Annotated in this window: 14 protein-coding genes; 11 read left to right on the top strand and 3 right to left on the bottom strand. The window is 38.0% G+C overall.

What is annotated here, in order from left to right; translation table 11 throughout:
* Window positions 1–52 precede the first annotated feature (52 nt).
* Together putP and ACIQAA_RS17665 are read left to right on the top strand one after the other, a co-directional pair.
* Window positions 53–1,516, top strand: a complete 1,464-nt coding sequence (gene putP, locus ACIQAA_RS17670; RefSeq protein ID WP_402621885.1) for a sodium/proline symporter PutP — start codon at window positions 53–55, stop codon at window positions 1,514–1,516.
* A 142-nt stretch (window positions 1,517–1,658) separates the two neighbouring features.
* Window positions 1,659–3,353, top strand: coding sequence for a sigma-54 interaction domain-containing protein (locus ACIQAA_RS17665; RefSeq protein WP_402621884.1), 1,695 nt, complete (start codon window positions 1,659–1,661; stop codon window positions 3,351–3,353).
* Window positions 3,354–3,499: 146 nt separating this feature from the next.
* Here ACIQAA_RS17665 and ACIQAA_RS17660 read toward each other — a convergent pair whose 3' ends face one another.
* The 3 genes from ACIQAA_RS17660 to ACIQAA_RS17650 are packed head-to-tail and all read right to left on the bottom strand — an operon-like array spanning window position 3,500 to window position 6,561.
* Window positions 3,500–4,591 carry a Gfo/Idh/MocA family protein gene (locus tag ACIQAA_RS17660; RefSeq protein ID WP_402621882.1) on the bottom strand — a complete coding sequence of 364 codons (1,092 nt, stop codon included), beginning with the start codon at window positions 4,589–4,591 and terminating at the stop codon, window positions 3,500–3,502.
* Window positions 4,592–4,638: 47 nt separating this feature from the next.
* Complete coding sequence (locus ACIQAA_RS17655) at window positions 4,639–5,376, bottom strand: ThuA domain-containing protein (protein WP_402621880.1); 738 nt, start codon at window positions 5,374–5,376, stop codon at window positions 4,639–4,641.
* A gap of 24 nt (window positions 5,377–5,400) precedes the next feature.
* Entirely contained in the window at window positions 5,401–6,561 is a 1,161-nt protein-coding gene (locus ACIQAA_RS17650; RefSeq protein ID WP_402621878.1) for a Gfo/Idh/MocA family protein, read from the bottom strand.
* Between the two features lie 128 nt (window positions 6,562–6,689).
* Between ACIQAA_RS17650 and ACIQAA_RS17645 the strand changes: the two genes are divergently transcribed.
* From ACIQAA_RS17645 to ACIQAA_RS17605, 9 genes are all read left to right on the top strand, one after another.
* Window positions 6,690–7,511, top strand: coding sequence for a helix-turn-helix domain-containing protein (locus tag ACIQAA_RS17645; RefSeq protein ID WP_402621876.1), 822 nt, complete (start codon window positions 6,690–6,692; stop codon window positions 7,509–7,511).
* 335 nt (window positions 7,512–7,846) lie between these two features.
* Window positions 7,847–9,574 (top strand): sensor histidine kinase, encoded by a 1,728-nt coding sequence (locus tag ACIQAA_RS17640; protein ID WP_402621874.1) that lies wholly within the window; start codon window positions 7,847–7,849, stop codon window positions 9,572–9,574.
* 23 nt (window positions 9,575–9,597) lie between these two features.
* Window positions 9,598–11,211 (top strand): response regulator transcription factor, encoded by a 1,614-nt coding sequence (locus ACIQAA_RS17635; RefSeq protein ID WP_402621873.1) that lies wholly within the window; start codon window positions 9,598–9,600, stop codon window positions 11,209–11,211.
* Between the two features lie 128 nt (window positions 11,212–11,339).
* A complete protein-coding gene (locus ACIQAA_RS17630) occupies window positions 11,340–12,824 on the top strand; it encodes an ABC transporter substrate-binding protein (protein WP_402621871.1) in 1,485 nt (494 codons plus the stop codon).
* Between the two features lie 300 nt (window positions 12,825–13,124).
* Window positions 13,125–14,030, top strand: a complete 906-nt coding sequence (locus tag ACIQAA_RS17625) for an ABC transporter permease (RefSeq protein WP_402621995.1) — start codon at window positions 13,125–13,127, stop codon at window positions 14,028–14,030.
* A 17-nt stretch (window positions 14,031–14,047) separates the two neighbouring features.
* On the top strand, window positions 14,048–14,935 hold the full coding sequence (locus ACIQAA_RS17620) for a carbohydrate ABC transporter permease (RefSeq protein WP_402621869.1): 888 nt from the start codon (window positions 14,048–14,050) through the stop codon (window positions 14,933–14,935).
* A gap of 101 nt (window positions 14,936–15,036) precedes the next feature.
* Window positions 15,037–15,681: a YesL family protein gene (locus tag ACIQAA_RS17615; protein ID WP_402621867.1), complete on the top strand. Its 645-nt coding sequence runs from the start codon at window positions 15,037–15,039 to the stop codon at window positions 15,679–15,681.
* A 137-nt stretch (window positions 15,682–15,818) separates the two neighbouring features.
* The gene (locus tag ACIQAA_RS17610; protein WP_483874186.1) at window positions 15,819–16,994 is read left to right on the top strand and encodes an MFS transporter; all 1,176 of its coding nucleotides are present in this window, start codon (window positions 15,819–15,821) and stop codon (window positions 16,992–16,994) included.
* 24 nt (window positions 16,995–17,018) lie between these two features.
* Window positions 17,019–19,913, top strand: a complete 2,895-nt coding sequence (locus ACIQAA_RS17605; RefSeq protein WP_402621865.1) for an alpha-L-rhamnosidase — start codon at window positions 17,019–17,021, stop codon at window positions 19,911–19,913.
* The last annotated feature ends 25 nt before the right edge of the window (window positions 19,914–19,938 follow it).

Here is a 19,938-nt window from a genome sequence, read left to right as displayed (position 1 = left end):
TTTAGCGGGTGATTACTATTTTTCCGCGCCAAAACAGAACGGGGGATGAGGTTTGAGTACACAAATACTTTTTTCTATTGGTATTTATATGGCTGGTATGTTACTAATTGGATACTTTGCTTACAAGCGTACATCTAATCTATCAGATTATATGATTGGGGGAAGAGGGCTTGGAGCTGCTGTAACAGCACTAAGTGCAGGGGCATCTGATATGAGTGGATGGCTGCTTATGGGTCTTCCAGGTGCAATGTTTTCTCAAGGTCTAAGTGCGTCATGGATTGCCATCGGATTAACCATTGGTGCCTATTTTAACTGGCTGTACGTAGCCCCGAGTTTAAGAACGTATACCGAAACTGCGAACAACTCAATGACCATACCTGCTTTCCTTGAAAATCGCTTCGGGGATCATTCAAATATGCTGCGTTTAACTTCTGGTCTAGTTATTATTGTTTTCTTTACGTTCTATGTCTCTTCCGGTATGGTATCAGGAGGTGTTCTTTTTGAAACTACCTTTAATCTTGATTACAAGGTCGGACTTTGGATTATTGCTTCTGTTGTCATTGCTTATACGCTTTTTGGTGGTTTTTTAGCAGTAAGTTGGACCGATTTTGTCCAAGGTTTGATTATGGTGATTGCACTTATTCTTGTTCCAGTTGTAACCATCATGAAAGTGGGTGGAATAGGACCGGCTTTTAGTGAAATTAAGGGAATTGATCCTAAATTATTTGATATTTTTAAAGGAACCACTTTCTTAGGGATTATTTCCTTAATGGCATGGGGATTAGGCTACTTTGGACAGCCGCATATTATTGTCCGTTTTATGGCTATTTCATCTGTTAAAGAAATAAAAAAAGCAAGGCGGATTGGAATGGGCTGGATGATTTTCTCCGTTGGTGGTGCGATGTTTACAGGATTCATCGGCTTGGCCTATTATTCCAAGCAGGGGCTTAAATTATCTGACCCAGAAACGATTTTTATAGAACTAAGTGAGATATTATTCCATCCTTTAATTACAGGATTTTTGCTCGCGGCCTTACTCGCGGCGGTTATGAGCACCATTTCTTCACAGCTTCTTGTTACGGCAAGCTCATTGACTGAAGATGTTTATAAGACATTTTTTCGCAGATCAGCAACAGATAAAGAACTAATGTTCATTAGCAGAATTTCGGTACTAGTTGTTTCCGTTATATCTGTTATCGTTGCATTTGATAAAAATGGAACTATTTTATCACTGGTTGGTTATGCCTGGGCGGGCTTTGGTGCTGCTTTTGGACCTGTCATTCTACTCAGTCTTTACTGGAAGCGAATGAATCGATGGGGTGCACTTGCCGGCATAATTGGCGGGGCTGTTACCGTCATCATATGGGCAAATGTACCAGTATTAGTAAACACTCTTTATGAGATTATTCCAGGTTTCATTGTCAGTTTAGCCTCTATCTGGATTGTTAGTTTACTGACTCCAGAACCAAATGAAAAATTACAAAGAGAATTTGATCAGTATAAGCAATCTGCGTAAGATTAATGATAAATTACTTTAGATAATGAGTTGAAAAAGCTGATACCTGTATTTTACGGGTTCAGCTTTTTAACTTCTATTGGTAGAAAGAACAGTTAATTTTATGTTAAAGTGAAAAAAAAGGCTTTGAAAGGATTTTAGTATGTTCAAAAGTGGGCAATTTCATCTTGATGACTCCTTCACAATAGTACATGACCATATACCATTAGCAGAAATAAAAAAGAAACTAGATAAGTATAAATTTGTCGTTGTGGCTGGTGAAGCATACTTTATCATTCATAACTATGAGTACCGGCTGATAGAATTGGGCAATGAATCAACTAAAATCATTGATTGGCTTGAATCTCTTAATTGGCTCCCTTCCACAGTAGTTTCAGCAGATACGTGGGACCATTCGCATGTAGATTGGCGCAGACCAGTTCTGGTAAAAAATGAAAGGGAATTCATTGGTGTCCTAACATCTGAACAGCGCATTGAAAAGCTGGAGGAACAGAACCGTCAACTTTTAGCCTATTTTCAAGCATTAGCTGAAACAATCAATGACTCTGTTACAGCGGTAAATGAAGCTGGAGAAGTGTTATACTGGAATTTAACAGCGGAAGAAACATATAAGATTAAGAAAGAGCACATAATAGGAAAGAAAATAGGGGAGCACTTTAGTGATGAATCCATTATCCTTCACAGGATTTTAAATGAAGGACTGCCTGTCAGAGGCCAATATCATCGACCGAATAAGGACACACATGTTTTGATTAATGCTTCACCAATAATGATCGATAATAAAATCATTGGTGGCGTTGCTGCCGAACATAACATTACGAATATTATCCGTCTTAACGAAGAACTTGATTCCAACTCAGCTTTACTTGTTCAAAAGTCAAATCCATTTGCAAAAATGGTAAGTGGAAGCCCTAAATTTCAAGAAGCCTTGAAAATTGCTCAAAAAGTTGCACATGCAGATATACCAGTGCATTTAACAGGAGAACCAGGCTCAGGAAAGGAAATGCTGGCTCAAGCAATCCATTATGGGGGCACAAAAGCGGCTGGACCTTTTATCACCTTAAATTGTTCCGTCATTCCCTCAGGATTACTAGAAATTGAACTTTTTGGTTTTCAAAAGGATATTTATTCAACTGATCAGCAAACATTACAGATCGGCAGAATAGAGCAGGCGTTAAATGGCACATTGTTTATTGAAGATATTGATAAAATGCCGCTTTCGATACAAGGAAAATTATTAGACTACTTAATAGACTATCGCTTCTACCGGGTTGGAGGAGTTGATGACATTATATCTCCTACGAGAATTATTACTTCCACTGCACAATCGATAGATGTTCTCCTGAGAGAAGGAAATTTTAACGAAAAACTATATTATCATTTATCTGTAATCAGTATAGATATCCCACCCCTTCGATTAAGAAAAGAAGATATTGTATCACTAGTGGAGAATTACATTCAGGAATTTAGCTCTAAGTATAAAAAGTCAGCGCCAGACATAGACTCTGAAGTAATTACCCAGTTAGTGAATTACGATTGGCCAGGAAATGTCCGGGAGCTTAGAAACACGATTGAACGGATGATCCTCCTAAATGATAAACCACTTATTATGAGCGAGCATCTGCCGGAGAATATTAGGAGCAAGATAATAGCAAACTCCACCTCCTTAAAAAAAGGCGAAATCAATAGACAAGAGCAAGAATTTAAAAATTCAGAAGCGTTAGAGATTGAGGAAGCATTAAAAAAAACGTACGGAAATAAAAGTGCAGCAGCCAGTTTACTGGGCATCTCAAGAGGCACATTATATAACAAAATAAAAGAATATGGATTAAGTTAAAATTATAATAAAATCTTTGACGGAGCATTAACCATACGCAATCTGTCGAATTATATGATAGTTCATAATATAAAGGGCTCCCAAGAAATGGGAGCCCTTATATTCGTTTTAACAATGTATTCTAGTATCAGGTAAAAATCGAATGACTAAGCCTGTAATTCCAAAGACACAGATTCAGGACGCTCACAGGTACTTTCCATTATATAATGTTTACCGCTGTCTGAGGAATCATGGAAGCCATGCATCGCTTCTAAAACGTGATACGCTAATTCGCTATTTGCGCGATATTTCCCGCCTTCGAGGATGGCTTTGGCCATATCAGCAACGCCAAGCCCTCGATTGTTTTGGGAATATCCATATGCAAGAGGAACCTCTTTAAACTCATTTTCGTCACGTTTTCTTATTTTTACAGGGCCGCCGAACGTATTGGGATCAGGAACGAGTAAAGTTCCTTCACTGCCATAAATTTCAATAGGAGGCAGTGATGTACCGCCAAAGGCATCAAAGCTTGTGGTAATACTTCCAATTACACCCGATGTAAAATCGATCACACCTGAGATATGTGTAGGGGTTACTACCTCAATTTTAGTACCTGCTTTCGGTGTGCTAAGCACCGTTCTTTCTTGATAGCTGATACGAGTTGAACCAGAAATTCGTGTAATCGGTCCTAACAGAGCCACTAAGGCTGTTAAGTAATAAGGTCCCATATCAAACATCGGCCCACCACCAATATCATAATAAAAGGCAGGGTCTGGATGCCAATGTTCGTGCCCGCGACAAATCATGAAGGCAGAGGCACCAATCGGTACACCAATTTCACCTTGTTCAATTAAATTGATAGCAGTTTGAATACCAGCACCTAAGAAGGTGTCAGGTGCGCTCCCAACAAGGAGATTATGTTTTTTGGCTGTTTCTAAAATTTGTTTTCCTTCCTCGCGTGTGACAGCCAGTGGTTTTTCTGTATAAACATGCTTGCCTGCTTCAAGTGCCTGGATGCAAACCGAGGCATGTGCTTTAGGAATGGTTAGATTAATGACGAGTTCAATCGCTGGGTCAGACAGTAACTCTTCTACGGAACAAGCCCTAGGGACACCAAACTTTTCAGCTTGTAATTGTGCTCGCGATACATCTAAGTCCGCACAGGCAATTAGCTCAAGGTGAGGGAACTTCTGACAGTTTTCCATATAAATAGAACTAATATTTCCACAACCAATAATACCGATTTTAAGTTTTCTCATAGGAACCTCCAGTTTATTTTTACGGATTAGCCCGCCTTCAACTTTTCTTACTGACTGTCTCCCATGCCAGTATAGGTTCGTACATTTCCATAAATAGAAGCAGCATCCATTTCTTCTGCTCGTTTCTTTCCTTCAGCAGCCCACAGAAAACCACGGCGCATGATCAGCGAAACTTCAGGCATAGCGACGATATTCGCTTGATGTCCTAACGAACTATAGAACACATTCCCAAGGCCCCAGCGTTTTGTCCAAACAACAGGCATATCCACTGCTTTATTAGCCGCATGCGGTCCGTAAAAAACCGGGAAGCGAGTGGTAGCTAATACTTCAACCGCCGGATCGTAATGGAGGTAGTATTGTTCACTCACCACTTTAAAATCAGAGATACCCTCTAATAATGGACTAGAGGAATGCTTGATATTGACCATGTATTCTATCCCATCATTTCCAGGGTGGGCGACCCAATTACCCCCGGTCATAAATTGCCAGTCCACATTATTACGGAAAGAGTCACACATTCCACCATGGCACCCGGCTAAACCAACACCTGCTGCGACTGCTTCTGAGATATTTAAGACATACTTCCTTTCAATTTCACCCATCGTCCAGTGAGGAACGATTAAGTCCAGGGATTTTAACTTTTCCTTGTCTGCATAAGAGTCTAGTGAATTTGAAACCTCTACTTGGAAGTTTTCTTCCTCAAGGATTCCTTTGAAAATTTCTGCTACCTGCTCAGGTTGATGACCATCCCATCCGCCCCAAACAATCAATGCACTTTTTTTCATCGTATAACACTCCTTAACATTTTTTTATACCTCAGAAATTCGGATCCATTGGCGTCTTTCAATCGATAAATCAACGGCTTCTAAGACTTCCTGGCACTTTACTCCATCACGGAAGTTTGGCACAGGCTGTCGATTTTCCCGGAAAGACTCCATAAGCTCAACCATTTCATGAATAAACGTATGTTCATAACCAATGGTATGTCCTGGCGGCCACCAGTTTTCCGCGTAAGCGTGCGCGGGGTCGGTTGCTAAGACGCGGCGGAAGCCTTGGACATCGTCCCGGTCATCAACGAAATAAACTTGCAGTTCATTCATCCGTTCAAAATCAAAAATAACACTGCCCTTACTGCCATTGATCTCAAATGAATTCGTACAGCGGTGTCCAGCCGCAAAGCGAGTAGCTTCAAAGCTTCCGAGAGCGCCGTTAGCGAAACGAGCCATGAATAGAGTAGCGTCATCCACAGTCACTTCGCCCTTTTCATTACTATCACTGCCTTTTGCGGATAAGCCTGTCATCTGAGAAGGAATGGGACGTTGTTTAATAAACGTTTCGTTCATACCAATGACTTCGGTAATATCGCCAATTAGGTAGTGTGATAGATCAATTAAATGAGCCCCGAGGTCTCCGTGAGAGCCTGAACCCGCAATTTCTTTCTGTAGTCTCCAAGCAAGCGGGAAGTTTGGATCCACGAGCCAATCCTGTAAAAACCAGGCACGGAAATGATAGATATCGCCAAGTCTTCCTTCGTCAATAAGATTTTTAGCCAGCATTACAGCTGGGGCAAAGCGATAGTTAAATCCAACCATATGTTTAACTCCAGCAGCCTCAACGACATCCAGCATTTCTCTAGAGTCCTTCAATGTAAGCGCTAACGGTTTTTCGCAAAAAACATGTTTACCAGCTTGAGCAGCAGCAATGGTTATTTCTTTATGTACATCACTAGGTGCATTAATATCGATTAAATCGATGTCTTCTCTTACTAAGAGGCTTTTCCAGTCCGTTGTATATTCCTCCCAGCCGAACTGCTTGGAAGCAGTAGCCACACCGTTTAGGTCACGGCCGCAAATAACCTTCATTTCAGGATGAACCGTGTTCGGGAAAAAGAGTGGAAGATCCCGGTAAGCATGACTGTGTGCTTTACCCATAAATTTATAACCGACCATTCCGATTCTAATTTTTTCCATAGCGTATCTCCTTTGTGTGTCATCAAGATAACTCTAATATCGATAAATCTATCATTTACAGGTTTGACACAACAAGTAAAAACTTATATAATCCTAGACAAAATTTACTCTTTGAGGATGTTCTTAGTATGTTAATATATGAAGCTCACCATTTTGATTACATATCAAACTATCATACATTGGATTTAAATTTTCCAAGCCATCTTCATCGTGGTTTTGAATTATTATTCCTCGTTGATGGGGAAATGGAAGTCATTATTAGTCAAAAAAGTTACCATTTGAAAACTGGACAATTCTTACTCATATTGCCGTATGAAATTCACTCGTTTATTACCAGGACACATTCTCGCGCTAATATTTGTATTTTTTCGCCAGACTATGTTCCGACATTTCAAAGGATGATAGAAAATAGTTCACTTGAAAATCCAGTTTTCAATCTATCTTTGGAAGCGAATACACTCATTTCTAGGACACTTTTCAAAGATAACCCAAATCTTCTAGAACAAAAGGCCAGTCTCTATTTATTATTATCAGAGCTAATGCGACAAACCAGCTTAATTAAAAGCGAAAAACAAAATCCAGAGCTGCTTCATAAATTGTTAACCTATATTCAGGACCATTTTACAGAATCGATTTCTTTGAAAAGTATTGCTGGTACTTTAGGTTACAGTTATAACTATTTATCGAAGTATTTTAATACTAATATTAGTATGTCTTTTGTCGATTTTTTAAATGAAACAAGAGTTAACTATGCTTGTTATCTATTAATCTATACAGAAAAAAATATTACAGAAATTGCTTTCCTTTGTGGTTATGAAAGCATACGGTCATTTAATCGCAATTTTATAAAGATAAAATTATGTACACCAAAGGAATACCGAGAAAAGCAGCCCCAGTCGTTTATGGATCTGTACCCTTTGGAGACTGGAATTTATCAGGAATTAAAATAATAAATATGAGTGTGTTAAAAAGCGAATCACAAAAAAACTAATCGGAGAAAATGCCGATTAGTTCTTTTGTGAGAACATCAAAAATTTAAAGAGTAATTAAGACTATTAATCAGACTAATATTAAATGTTTAAACCCGAACTATTTAACTATTTTTCAAATAGTTAAAAATATTAAACATTTATCTAAAAATTTTATATTCTCAAAAAAATACTAAGCTAGAGGTTTCTAGTTCTTTTTTATTTATAAAAAATATTTGAAAATTTAAATAATATTATATAACCATATTGTATAATAAAAATATTATTTGCTTGAGGGATAACCAGGAGGATCATCAATGCGAACAATCAAGCCTATTTTAAATTCACTTGTGTTTAAGCTTTTTCTATGTATTACATTGATCATCGGCCCGTTAATGGTAGTTCATATTATATATACCCATTATGCCGTTGAAGTCATTCGAAACCAGGTAGCTCAATCAAACCAAAATATGCTTAATATATATATGAACCAAATTGACCAGAGTCTTGAAGGTGTTTCAAACTATATATTTAATCTTTCTCAAAACAATACAGACTTATACTATATGCAATACAACGAAAACTTTGAATTGAATGATTATGAAGAAGCAAAAATACGTTTATTTCATTCTATCGCCAATCAATCTAATTTTTATACAGCAATCGATTCCATCTTTATTTATTCCTCTGCCTACAAAGATTTCATTAATACTCAGAAATTCGCAGATACATTTTTGGAACGCGATTCTGCACGGGAGGAAATTCGGCAGCTAATTGCGGATCCACCGGAGCAAGTAATGGAAGGAAGTTGGAATATCTGGAAAGGAGCTAAGAATTATTACTTGCTTCAATACTTTAACGTTAACGGTGTATATATCGGTGCATGGGTAAATATGGAAAGGCTTATAAAGCCCTTTAAATATATTGATTTTGGAGAAACGGGACAAGCATTATTGACTACTACAGAGTTAATTCCAATTACCAATCAAAAATTTATTGAAGAGAAACAAATAAATTTAACTCCAAAAACTAAAGAGAACCATGTGATTTCAGGAAATAATGACCGCTTTGTTTTGATGAGAGAAAAATCGGAATCGGGGGATTTTTATCTTGCTGCTTTAATACCAGAAAGTGAAATCCTTGAAAGGCTTCCGTATTTACAGCGAATATCGTCTATTATTACACTAGCGGCAATTTTGTTCTTTTTATTCTTTATTTTCATAATGAGAAAAATCTTTCTAGAACCGATTAATCGTATTGTATCGGCCATGAAAAAACTCAGGAAAGGTGATTTGGATGAACGTCTGCCCACTTATCGAAATTCTACTGAATTTGAGGTCATGAACACAAGCTTTAATCATATGATTTCCGAGATTAAAGATTTAAAAATCAATGTATATGAAGAAAAATTAAATCTTCAAAGAGCGGAACTAAAGCACCTTCAGCTGCAAATTAATCCGCATTTTTTCCTTAATTCCTTAAATATTATTTATAATTTAGCTACTGTTAAGGAGTTTAGTCTTATCCAAGAGATGTCTAAATGTTTAGCCAATTATTTTCGGTTTATGTTTCGCAGTAATTCGTATTTTGTTAGTTTAGAAGATGAAATCAAACATACAGAGAATTATTTAAGGATTCAACAACTTCGATTCCCAGAAACCTTTCTTTATTTCGTTGAGGTACCAGATGAGCTAAAGAAATGTAATATTCCGCCGCTTATTATTCAAACCATTGCAGAGAATTCCATTAAACATGCATTTAATTTTGATGAACAGCTAGAGATTTATATCAAAGTAAAGCAAGATGAGGATCCAGGCTTCATTCATATCAAGATAAAGGATACTGGTGATGGGTTCCCAGAGGATGTGTTGAATAGTTTAAAAAAGAATGAATCTCTTACGAATAGTGAAGGGGAGAGAATCGGAATTTGGAATGTAAAAAAAAGATTATCATTGTTATATGGAGAAAGTTCCAAAATACACTTTTCAAACGAGCAGGGAAAAGGTGCAACGGTACAAATTTGGATACCTAAAGACTTGATTTAACATACACAGGGAGGTATATGTAGATGAGGCATTTTCATGTTCTGATTGTTGATGATGAAATTCATTCCATCAGGGGAGTTCAGGCTGGAGTAAACTGGGAAAAGTACAATATCTCAACGGTGCATACAGCCCACAATTTAAAACAAGCACAGGAAGTGTTTTTAAAGAATCAGGTCGACATATTATTATGTGACATTGAAATGCCTAAGGGATCAGGACTTGATTTATTAAAATGGGTGAGGGAGCACTACCCCAGTACGGAAGCTGTTTTTCTAACCTGCCATTCCGATTTCTACTATGCAAAACAAGCATTGCAGCTGAGAAGCCTTAACTATTTACTTAAGCCAGTTGATTACCAAGAGCTTGAAGAGGTCATTCAAGAGGCGCTAGAAAAAATAAAAAAGGAACATGAAGCAAAAATGGTAGAGGAATCTTATCAGCAATTAAAAGAAACTCACTTTTCAGTGCTGAAAGAGCGGTTTTGGTTAGACTTGATTCAACAAGTAGTTCCATCAAATGCTGATAAGATAGAAGAACATATGAAACATCATCACGTATCCTATCCAGAATCGACAACCTTTTTACCCGTTTTATTCCATGTGCAGCGCTGGAGAAAGGGGTTATCGGTCCATGAAGAAAAGGTAAGGGAAAACACCCTTCAGAAAGCGGTTTTAGAAGTAATTACCGAACACGAAATGGATGCACATGTGGTAAATATTGAAACTGGCTATGTGCTTGTTATTTTACCTAAATCTAGTACGGTAAATATGGAGGAACTATCACACAATATTAATCTATTGATTTCTCAATTCTCGCAATATTTTTCCTGTGATATTTGCGGGTATATTGGAAAGCAAGTCCGTATACAAGAAGTAGTGAGTATGGTGCAAAACTTGCAAGAACTTGAACGAAATAATGTAACAGAAACGAACAAGCTGATACTCTTTAAAAATGAAAAAAAAGGTTTATGCTCTTCTCCTAACCTCCCTTTTTCGGAATGGACAAGTTTAATGAAGAGTGGTCCAAAAGAAAAGTTTTTGGAAGAAATCATCAAGTATTTTGATGAGTGGAAAAAAGTTGATTATATTTCTGCCCAATCACTGCATTTATTTTACCAGGACTTTTTACAGCTGGTTTTTTATGTCCTTCAGGTGAAAGGGATTCAGGCAAATCAGGTTTATTCTCAAAACCTGTTGACGGAAAAGCCGCAAAAAGTGTTAAAATCTTTGAATTCTCTTCATGAGTGGGTTATTTATATAGCAGATGTCGCTATGAACCAGCTTCATGTTCCGCAAGAAAAAGGATCGGTTGTAGACATTGTGAAAAAATTTATCCGGGACCATCTAGGTGAACAGCGATTAACCAGAGAAGAAATTGCTAAGTATGTGTACTTAAACCCCGATTATTTGACAAGAGTCTTTAAAAAACAAACAGGGTTATCGATATCGGACTACCTGCAGCAGCAGCGTATTGAATACGCTAAAAAACTATTAGTTGAAACAAATTTACCTGTAAGTGAGGTGGCATTAGCTGCTGGATATTCAAATTTTTCCTATTTTTCCACAATTTTCAAAAAGTCAACGGAACTCAATCCGATGGAGTACCGGAAAATGTCATTTTTTTCAGAAAAGTCGTAAAAACGAAAATAAAAGGTCGTATTTCTAGTAAGTGTCTTTTTACACATCCTCTATACTAAAGATAGATTCTATGGCAACGCTTTCAGAAAGCGGTGTCATAATCCAACAAAGAAAAAGGGGGAAATTAGATGAAGAGATTTAGGGTATTAACAAAGTTTTTACTGTTCATGCTGTCAGCTGTTTTGGTATTGGCAGGGTGCTCTAAGGAAAGCAGCTCAGGCAAACAGGAGGATTCCGGCAAGGGTGAACCTTATGAAGTTTCGATGGCATATATAACCTTTACCAAAATAGATGACCTTCCATTGGTTCAGGAAGAAATCAATAAAATTGTGAAAGAGAAAATTAATGCCACGATTAAATTAGTCCCAATTAATGGAGCAAACTATCAGCAACAAACCAACTTAATGCTGACAGGAAATGAAAAACTGGATCTGCTTGTTACTTCATCCTTTTTTGGCTACAATACACAAGCAGCAAAAGGTCAATTGGTTGCTTTAGACGATCTGCTAAAATCACACGGTAAAGGTGTTTTGGAAATACTACCGGAACATCTCTTAGAAGGAAATAAAGTAAACGGCGAAATTTTTGGTACTCCGAGTATGAGAGACTGGGGCTCCTATTATGGGTTTATTATGCGAAAGGATATAGTAGAGAAGCATAACATCGATCTTTCTCAAATCAAAACATTCACTGATTTAGAAGCTGTTTTTAAAATTGTGAAAGAAAACGAACCTTCATTAACTCCAATTGTGAACACGGGACAAGGGAGCACGGTTACTTCTGTTCTTGCAGGCGGGAAATTTGATGTGTTAGGGGATAGCCTTGGTGCAGTGTCCTTTAAAACTGAAAAAATGGTAAATATGTTTGAAGAACCTGAATATGTTAATGCGGTTGAACTGGCTAGAAAATGGTTTCAGGCTGGATATGTCTTAAAGGATTCGGCTACTTCTCAGGAAGCATCTGCCAATATTGTAAAAGCCGGTAAAGGATTTGGATATTTTTCTCACATGAAGCCTGGATTTGAAGTACAAGAAAAGGGTATTACTGGCCATGAAATGGTTTCAGTTAAATTGTCTGACGTATATTCTTATACAGATGCGGCAACAGGGTTTAATTTGTCAATTGCTAGAAACAGTCAAAATCCTGAAAAAGCAATGGAAGTGATTAATTTACTTTATACGGATAAAGACGTTATGAATTTATTGGCAAATGGAATTGAAGGAAAGCATTACGAGGTAAAACCAGAAGGTGTTATTTCTTTACCAGAGGGTGTTGCAGAATCCAATTATGTATTTGGTCAGTGGCAAATTGGAAATAACTTCTTGACATACCCTTGGGAAGGCAATGATCCGGATTATTGGGAACAAATGAAGCAGCATAACGATTCTGCTATTTTCTCTCCTGCATTTGGCTTTACATTTAATCCAGATCCAGTCAAAACAGAAATTGCCGCTGCTATGAATGTGCTAAATCAGTACAGAGTAGGGATTGAGACAGGTACATTAGATCCTGGTAAGAGTCTGCCGGAATTTAATAAGAAGCTGAAAGATGCAGGTCTTGAAAAAATTATTGCAGAAAAACAAAAGCAATATGACGAATGGAAAAAGAAGTAATAATCGAACAAGAGAAGAGAGCTAGTAATTTCCTAGTTCTCTTTTTTTATCACTACTTTTAAAAGATCTCGACTTTATGCTGCTGTATTTTCAGAAAAGTCGGATAAACAAAAATAAGAAGTCGTATTTAAGATAGAAGCTAATCATGTAGTCTATTAAAATAAATATATAAGATAAATTAAATATAAATGTAAGCGAAATCATTTTAATGGAGAAGGGGGAAATAGGATGTCACAAGTTTCAGTGAAGAATTTGGAAGCAGGCGTCCATTCGGTACTAGCAAAGAAGGTGAACACCAAGATGATCAAATTTAAAAGGTTTTTACCTCTTATTATCATGATGGTACCTGGACTCGTTTATTTATTGGTCAATAATTACTTACCGATGTTTGGACTAATAATTGCTTTTAAGGATATTAACTATGCAAAAGGAATCTTCGCAAGTGATTGGATTGGTTTTAAAAACTTTGAATATTTGTTTACTACAAGAGATGCCTTTGTCATTACGCGAAATACGATTCTTTATAACGGTGGATTTATTATTTTAAATACCGTTTTGGCAATCGCTGTTGCAATTATGTTAAACGAAATTAAAAATAAACTGGCAAAGAGCTTTTATCAGAGTGTGATTTTACTGCCTTTCTTGATCTCGATGGTTATTGTCAGTTATTTGGGATTTGCCTTTTTGAGCGAAGATGTAGGATATCTAAATAATACTATTTTACCGTTACTTGGTCTAGAAGGTATTTCTTGGTATAACGAAGCAAAATACTGGCCTTATATTTTAACCTTCATCAATATGTGGAAGGGTGTTGGTTTCTTATGTGTCATTTACTTGGCAGCAATTATCGGAATCGACCAAGAGTATTATGAAGCAGCTACTTTAGATGGTGCAAATAAATGGCAGCAAATTATCAATATTACCCTTCCATCCATTATGCCTGTCATTATTATGATGACTCTACTGGCTATTGGCCGGATTTTCTACTCCGATTTCGGGTTGTTCTACCAAGTCCCGATGAATTCTGGGGCGTTATATGATACAACGAATGTTATCGATACGTATGTATATCGCGGTTTAATGCAGTTAGGTGATATTGGGATGTCTGCCGCGGCTGGTTTATATCAATCCATCGTAGGTTTTGTCCTCGTGTTACTATCGAATTATCTCGTTCGCAGAAAAAGCAAAGACAATGCATTATTTTAAGCTGGAGGTGGCAGTAAATGTACAGAGCAGATAAAATCACACAAGGAGTTTCACATATATTCTTACTTATACTCTCTATAGGAAGCATTATTCCATTTATCATCCTTTTATCTTCTTCGCTTTCGGATGAGACATCAATCTTAAGAGATGGATATTCCTTCTTTCCAAAGGAGTTTAGCTTTGCGGCATACGAGTATTTATTGAATAACTCATCAAGTATTTTTAGGGCTTACGGGATTACCATTTTTGTTACGGTGTCTGGTACTTTGGCCAGCTTAGCGATGACTTCATTTTTGGCCTATGCACTTTCTCGCCGGGATTTGCCTTATAGAAACGTTTTTGCTTTCTTTGTTTTCTTTACCTTGTTATTCAATGGAGGACTTGTTCCAACCTATCTAGTGTATACACAAATCTTTGATGTGAAAAACACCATTTGGGCTTTAATTGTACCAGGCCTGCTAATGAATGGCTTTAATGTATTATTGATGAGAACATTTTTTATTACGTCCATTCCAGAACCTATTATTGAATCAGCAAGAATGGACGGCGCAGGTGAATTCAGAACTTTCTTCTCCATCATCCTGCCGCTTTCACTGCCGATTTTAGCGACAATTGGACTGCTTCAAACGATTATTTACTGGAATGATTGGTTTAACGGCCTCATTTATATTACAGAACCATCGTTATTTAGTATTCAGAATATGTTAAATAGGATGCTATCCGACATTCAGTTTTTAGCTACGACTAACTTTGGCTCTAATACAAGTACAGCAGCTGCCGAAATTCCTACAACGGGAGTACGAATGGCGATTGCGGTTATCGGGGTACTGCCAATTCTTATTGCCTACCCATTCTTCCAAAAATATCTCGTAAAAGGGATCGCACTAGGATCAGTTAAAGGTTGATTAGATAGCGTAGCATAGAGGACCAAGTGCTTGGCAATGGTCCTTTAAGCTAATTATTGGTTCTACTTGTGAGTGTATTTTTACAGGAAGGAGGCAGTCTGATGGAAGGTTTTATGAAAGGTATATTCAGTGTTTCAGAGTGGCTTATGAGATTGATGTATGTAAACATTCTTTGGATTGTCTTTACCCTGCTTGGTTTGGTTGTTCTTGGTTTTTTTCCTGCCACAACGGCGATGTTTGCGATTGTCCGAAAATGGGTTATGAAGGAGGAGCTTCCTGTATTTAAAACCTTTTGGACAACGTATAAAAGTGAGTTTTTAAGAAGTAATCTCCTAGGACTCATCATCATCGTTTTTGGGTTTTTTATGTACTCGAACATAAAAATTGTGGAAGCAACAACTGTACCATTACTGAAATTAGTCTATATTCCCAATGTTATATTGATCCTTATTTATTCCCTTACATTGTTATACATTTTTCCTGTTCTTGTCCATTTTGATATCGGGTTAAAAGGTGTAGTGAAAAATGCAATTGTCTTAATGACTGTTAATCCAATTGCAACCTTTACAATGGCTGTACTTACCAGTTTTTTTTACTTTATTTTATATCAATTTCCAGGCCTGATTCCTTTTTTTAGCGGCAGTGTTCCTGCTTTCCTGCTTATGTTTTTTTGCAGCCATGTGTTCACAAAAATCCTCCATGAACAGCAAGGAAAAGGGTTAAGAGGATCGGAAACACCCATTTAATCGTAAGGGAAGTTAGATAAAGAATCATGAAAGCGCTAACCACTAGTCGGGCTTAAATTATTCGAAAGGGGGGAGCTTTTATTTCCAATCAAAAGAATACTAAAGTAAATGTCCCGTTACTTATATTAATGGTAAATATGTTTATTGCCATGCTTGGGGTTGGTTTAGTCATCCCGATTCTTCCAAAGTTTCTATTAGAATTTGGAGCAAGCGGCAAGGACATGGGGTATCTAGTTGCAGCGATGGGCTTAACTCAGTTTCTCTTTTCGCCTATTGGCGGGGGATTGTCTGATAAATATGGTCGAAAAATTATTACCGTAATAGGATTAACTATTTTAATGTTGTCACAGCTTATTTTTACTTTTGGCACCGAGCTATGGTTGCTTTATGTATCCCGTTTTATAGGAGGAATCGGAATTGGGTTTTTAATTCCATCTAACATGGCATATGTCGCAGATGTGACCAGTGTGGATAAACGAGGCAGAGGAATGGGACTAATGGGAGCAGCCTTTACACTAGGGTTTGTTGTATCCCCTGGTATTGGCGGATATTTAGCTGAATTCGGACTGCGCGTCCCGTTTTATGTTTCATCGGTTGTAGCCGCCATAGCCATGATTGTTTCCTTGATATTTTTACCCGAGACGTTGTCAAAGGACCAGCAGCTAGCAACGAGAAATACAACGAAAAAGAACCTGGGAATGATTCAGTCGTTTAAAAAATCCTTTAAGTCCTCTTATCTCGTTCTATTAATTCTAGTTTTTACTATGACCTTTGGTCTAGCAAATTTTGAATCTATTTTTGGTTTATATGTGGACCAAAAATATGGCTATACGCCTAAAGACATCGCAACCTTAATGACTATTGGGGCATTGGTTGGGGTCATCATACAAGCTCTTGTTATTGAAAAACTGATTCGTATTTTTGGTGAGGTAAAGCTAATTAATATTTGTTTCTTATTTGCCGCTCTATCGATGGTACTGATTTTGTTATCAGGTGATTTTTGGTACATATTAGCGATGAACATCTTATTTATCGTGTTCACATCGATCCTTCGTCCTGCTATCAGCACGTTATTATCGAAAATGGCAGGAAATGAACAAGGATACGCGGCTGGAATGAACAATGCCTATTCCAGCATTGGAAATATTCTTGGTCCATCCATGGCAGGAATTCTCTTTGATTACCATTTTCATTTACCTTATTTTTTTGGAGCTTCTATTTTGCTGTTCAGCTTAGCCTTGTGTCTAGTATGGAATCAAAAAATGCAACGCAAATCAACAGTTCAATTAGAACTTGGACAAAACAAGTACTAGTTTTTTAAAGAATGGAGGAAGGCAATGAAAATTACTCATTTAAGAACCAATCACATGACAAACCCTCTAGGATTCGAGCTGGATCGTTTAACGCTTTCGTGGATAACAGAGTCAGGCAACAGCCAATCCGTCTCACAAGCAGCTGCACAAGTAGTCATTGCAATAGATGAGGAATTTAACGATATACTCTTTGACAGCGGAAAGCTTCAAGAGATTGATAGTTTAGGATATAACCCTGAAATAGAAATGAATGCAAGAACTCGTTATTATTGGCGGGTAACGGTTTGGGGAGATGCCGGTGATGAGGCAACGAGCGAAACAGCATGGTTTGAAACAGCTAAAATGGATGAGCCGTGGGAAGGGAAATGGATTACACCTGACCTTGATAAAGAAACTCATCCATTGATTAGAAAAACGTTCACTCTTCCAGAAAATATCGTTACAGCTCGAGCGTATATTTGCGGAGTAGGGTTATATGATGTGGAGATTAACGGGAAACGAGTAGGAGACGAATATTTTGCTCCTGGGTACAATGCCTATGATTTCTGGCTGCAGTATCAAACCTATGATATAACCAGCATTTTGACAGCAGGGGATAACGCGTTAGGGTTCATGCTAGGCAACGGCTGGTACAAAGGTCGTTTCGGTTTTGACGGCGGGTATCATGAATTGTATGGCAATGAATTTGCAGTTATTGCTGAAATCATTGTCACACTCAAGGATGGTTCAGAAGTTACCATCTCAACTGATCAAGATTGGAAGTGTGCTCTTTCGCCCATTACATTTAGCGGAATTTATGATGGCGAAGTTTATGATGCCAATCAAGAGAGCAAGGGCTGGACAATGCCGAATTTCGACGACATCGCTTGGGGAAGTGTCAGCCTGACAAAGGTTAAAACGGAATCTTTCCAAGCGAGAAGAAGTCTGCCTGTGAAAATAATGGAAGAAAGAAAACCGATTGAAATCATCTATACTCCTGCCGGAGAAACGGTTTTGGATATGGGTCAAGTTATGACAGGCTGGGTACGTTTCAAAACGAATGCAGTAAAAGGAACAAAACTTCAGCTGCAGTATGGTGAAATCCTGCAGAACGATTGCTTTTATCGAGATAATTTGCGTACAGCAAAAGCGGAATATACTTACGTATCTGATGGAAGTGAGAGAGAAGTACAGCCGCACTTCACCTTTTATGGCTTCCGCTATGTAAAACTGACTGGATTTGAAGGAGAAATCAATATCCATGATTTTACCGGCTGTGTCATGTATAGCGATATTGATGAAACAGGGACAATTGAAACATCCGACCCGTTAGTCAACCAATTATTCCGCAATGCACTTTGGGGGCAAAAAGGTAACTTCCTGGATGTTCCAACGGATTGTCCGCAGCGTGATGAACGGATGGGCTGGACAGGGGATGCTCAAGTGTTTGCAGCTACCGCCTGCTATAACATGTATTCGCCCGCTTTTTATCAAAAATATATGTTTGATTTGCGAGAAGAACAAAAAAGAATTGGCGGGTCCGTTCCTTTTACCGTACCGACAGTTAAACCAAAAGATGATAACGGATTTATAGGAGGGCACGGATCAGCTGCATGGGGTGACGCTGCTACGGTGATACCTTGGACAGTATATCTTCATTACGGTGACAAAGAATTGCTGCGTCAGCAGTTCGATACAATGAAAGATTGGGTGGATTACATTAGAAGAGTCGATGAAGAGTCAGGTGGAAAGAGATTATGGCAAGAAGGGTTCCACTTTGGTGACTGGCTTGCACAAGATGGACCAGACCCGCAAAGTCCAATGGGTGGTACAGACTCCTATTACATTGCTTCTGCTTATTATTGTTATTCAGCTCAGCTTGTTGCAAAGGCAGCAGCTGTTTTAGGTAAAAATGAAATAGCTGAAGAATACTCAAAACTCGCTGATGAAATTAAACAAGCTATTAAGAATGAATATTTTACACCAAATGGTAGAAGTGCGATTCACACTCAAACGGCGATGATTGTTGCTCTTTATATGGATCTGATTCCGGAAAGCTTCAGACCGCGAGTGGTGGAAGATCTTAAAGAAAAGCTTCGTACCGATAACATGCATCTGAAAACAGGTTTTGTCGGTACACCTTATTTCTGTAAAGTGCTCTCTGAAAACGGTGCCAATGAGGCTGCCTATACCTTATTATTAAATGACGATTTTCCGAGCTGGTTATACGCAGTGAAATTAGGAGCAACAACCATTTGGGAGAGATGGAATTCTGTACTTCCTGATGGAACGATTAGCGGAACGGGAATGAATTCTCTTAATCACTATGCTTATGGATCAATCGCTGAATGGATGTACCAGCATATGTGCGGTATTAACCCAGCAGAAGATGTACCTGGTTTTAGAAAAATTAACTTAAGTCCGAAGCCTTATGGAAAACTTCAATTTGCAAAGGCGACACTACAATCAGCTTCAGGATCTATTGAAAGCGGCTGGGAGATAAAAGAGGATGGAGCTTTAACCTTTACCTTTGTGGTTCCATTTCATACAACAGCAGAGGTGATTCTTCCAGACGCATTATTAGAAACGATTAAAGTAAATGGCCGTGAACTTGTTAATAGTAGATTTGCAGCCAAGCAGGAAGGGCGTTATGTAAAGTGCGGCCTAATGGCAGGCAAATATGTGTTTGATTACATGCCGACCGCGAGTTATATCCTTACCTACAGTACAAATAATAGTCTAAGTGAACTATTAAACAACGAGGAAACAAAAAAGATTTTTGAAGAAGAGCTTCCAGAAGTTGCCGGCAATCCTATTGTACAAGGTCCATTTGCCGAAAAAACACTGAGAGAAATTGTAAAGATACCATTATTCTCGAGATTTGCTCCTTCTGAAAAATTAGACGAGTTAGATAAAAGACTGGAACTTGTCCGACAATAGTCAACCATCTCTGTACGAAGGTTTA

The sequence above is a fragment of the Neobacillus sp. NPDC093182 genome (assembly GCF_044754045.1).
This window is presented reverse-complemented; position numbering and strand designations above follow the sequence as displayed.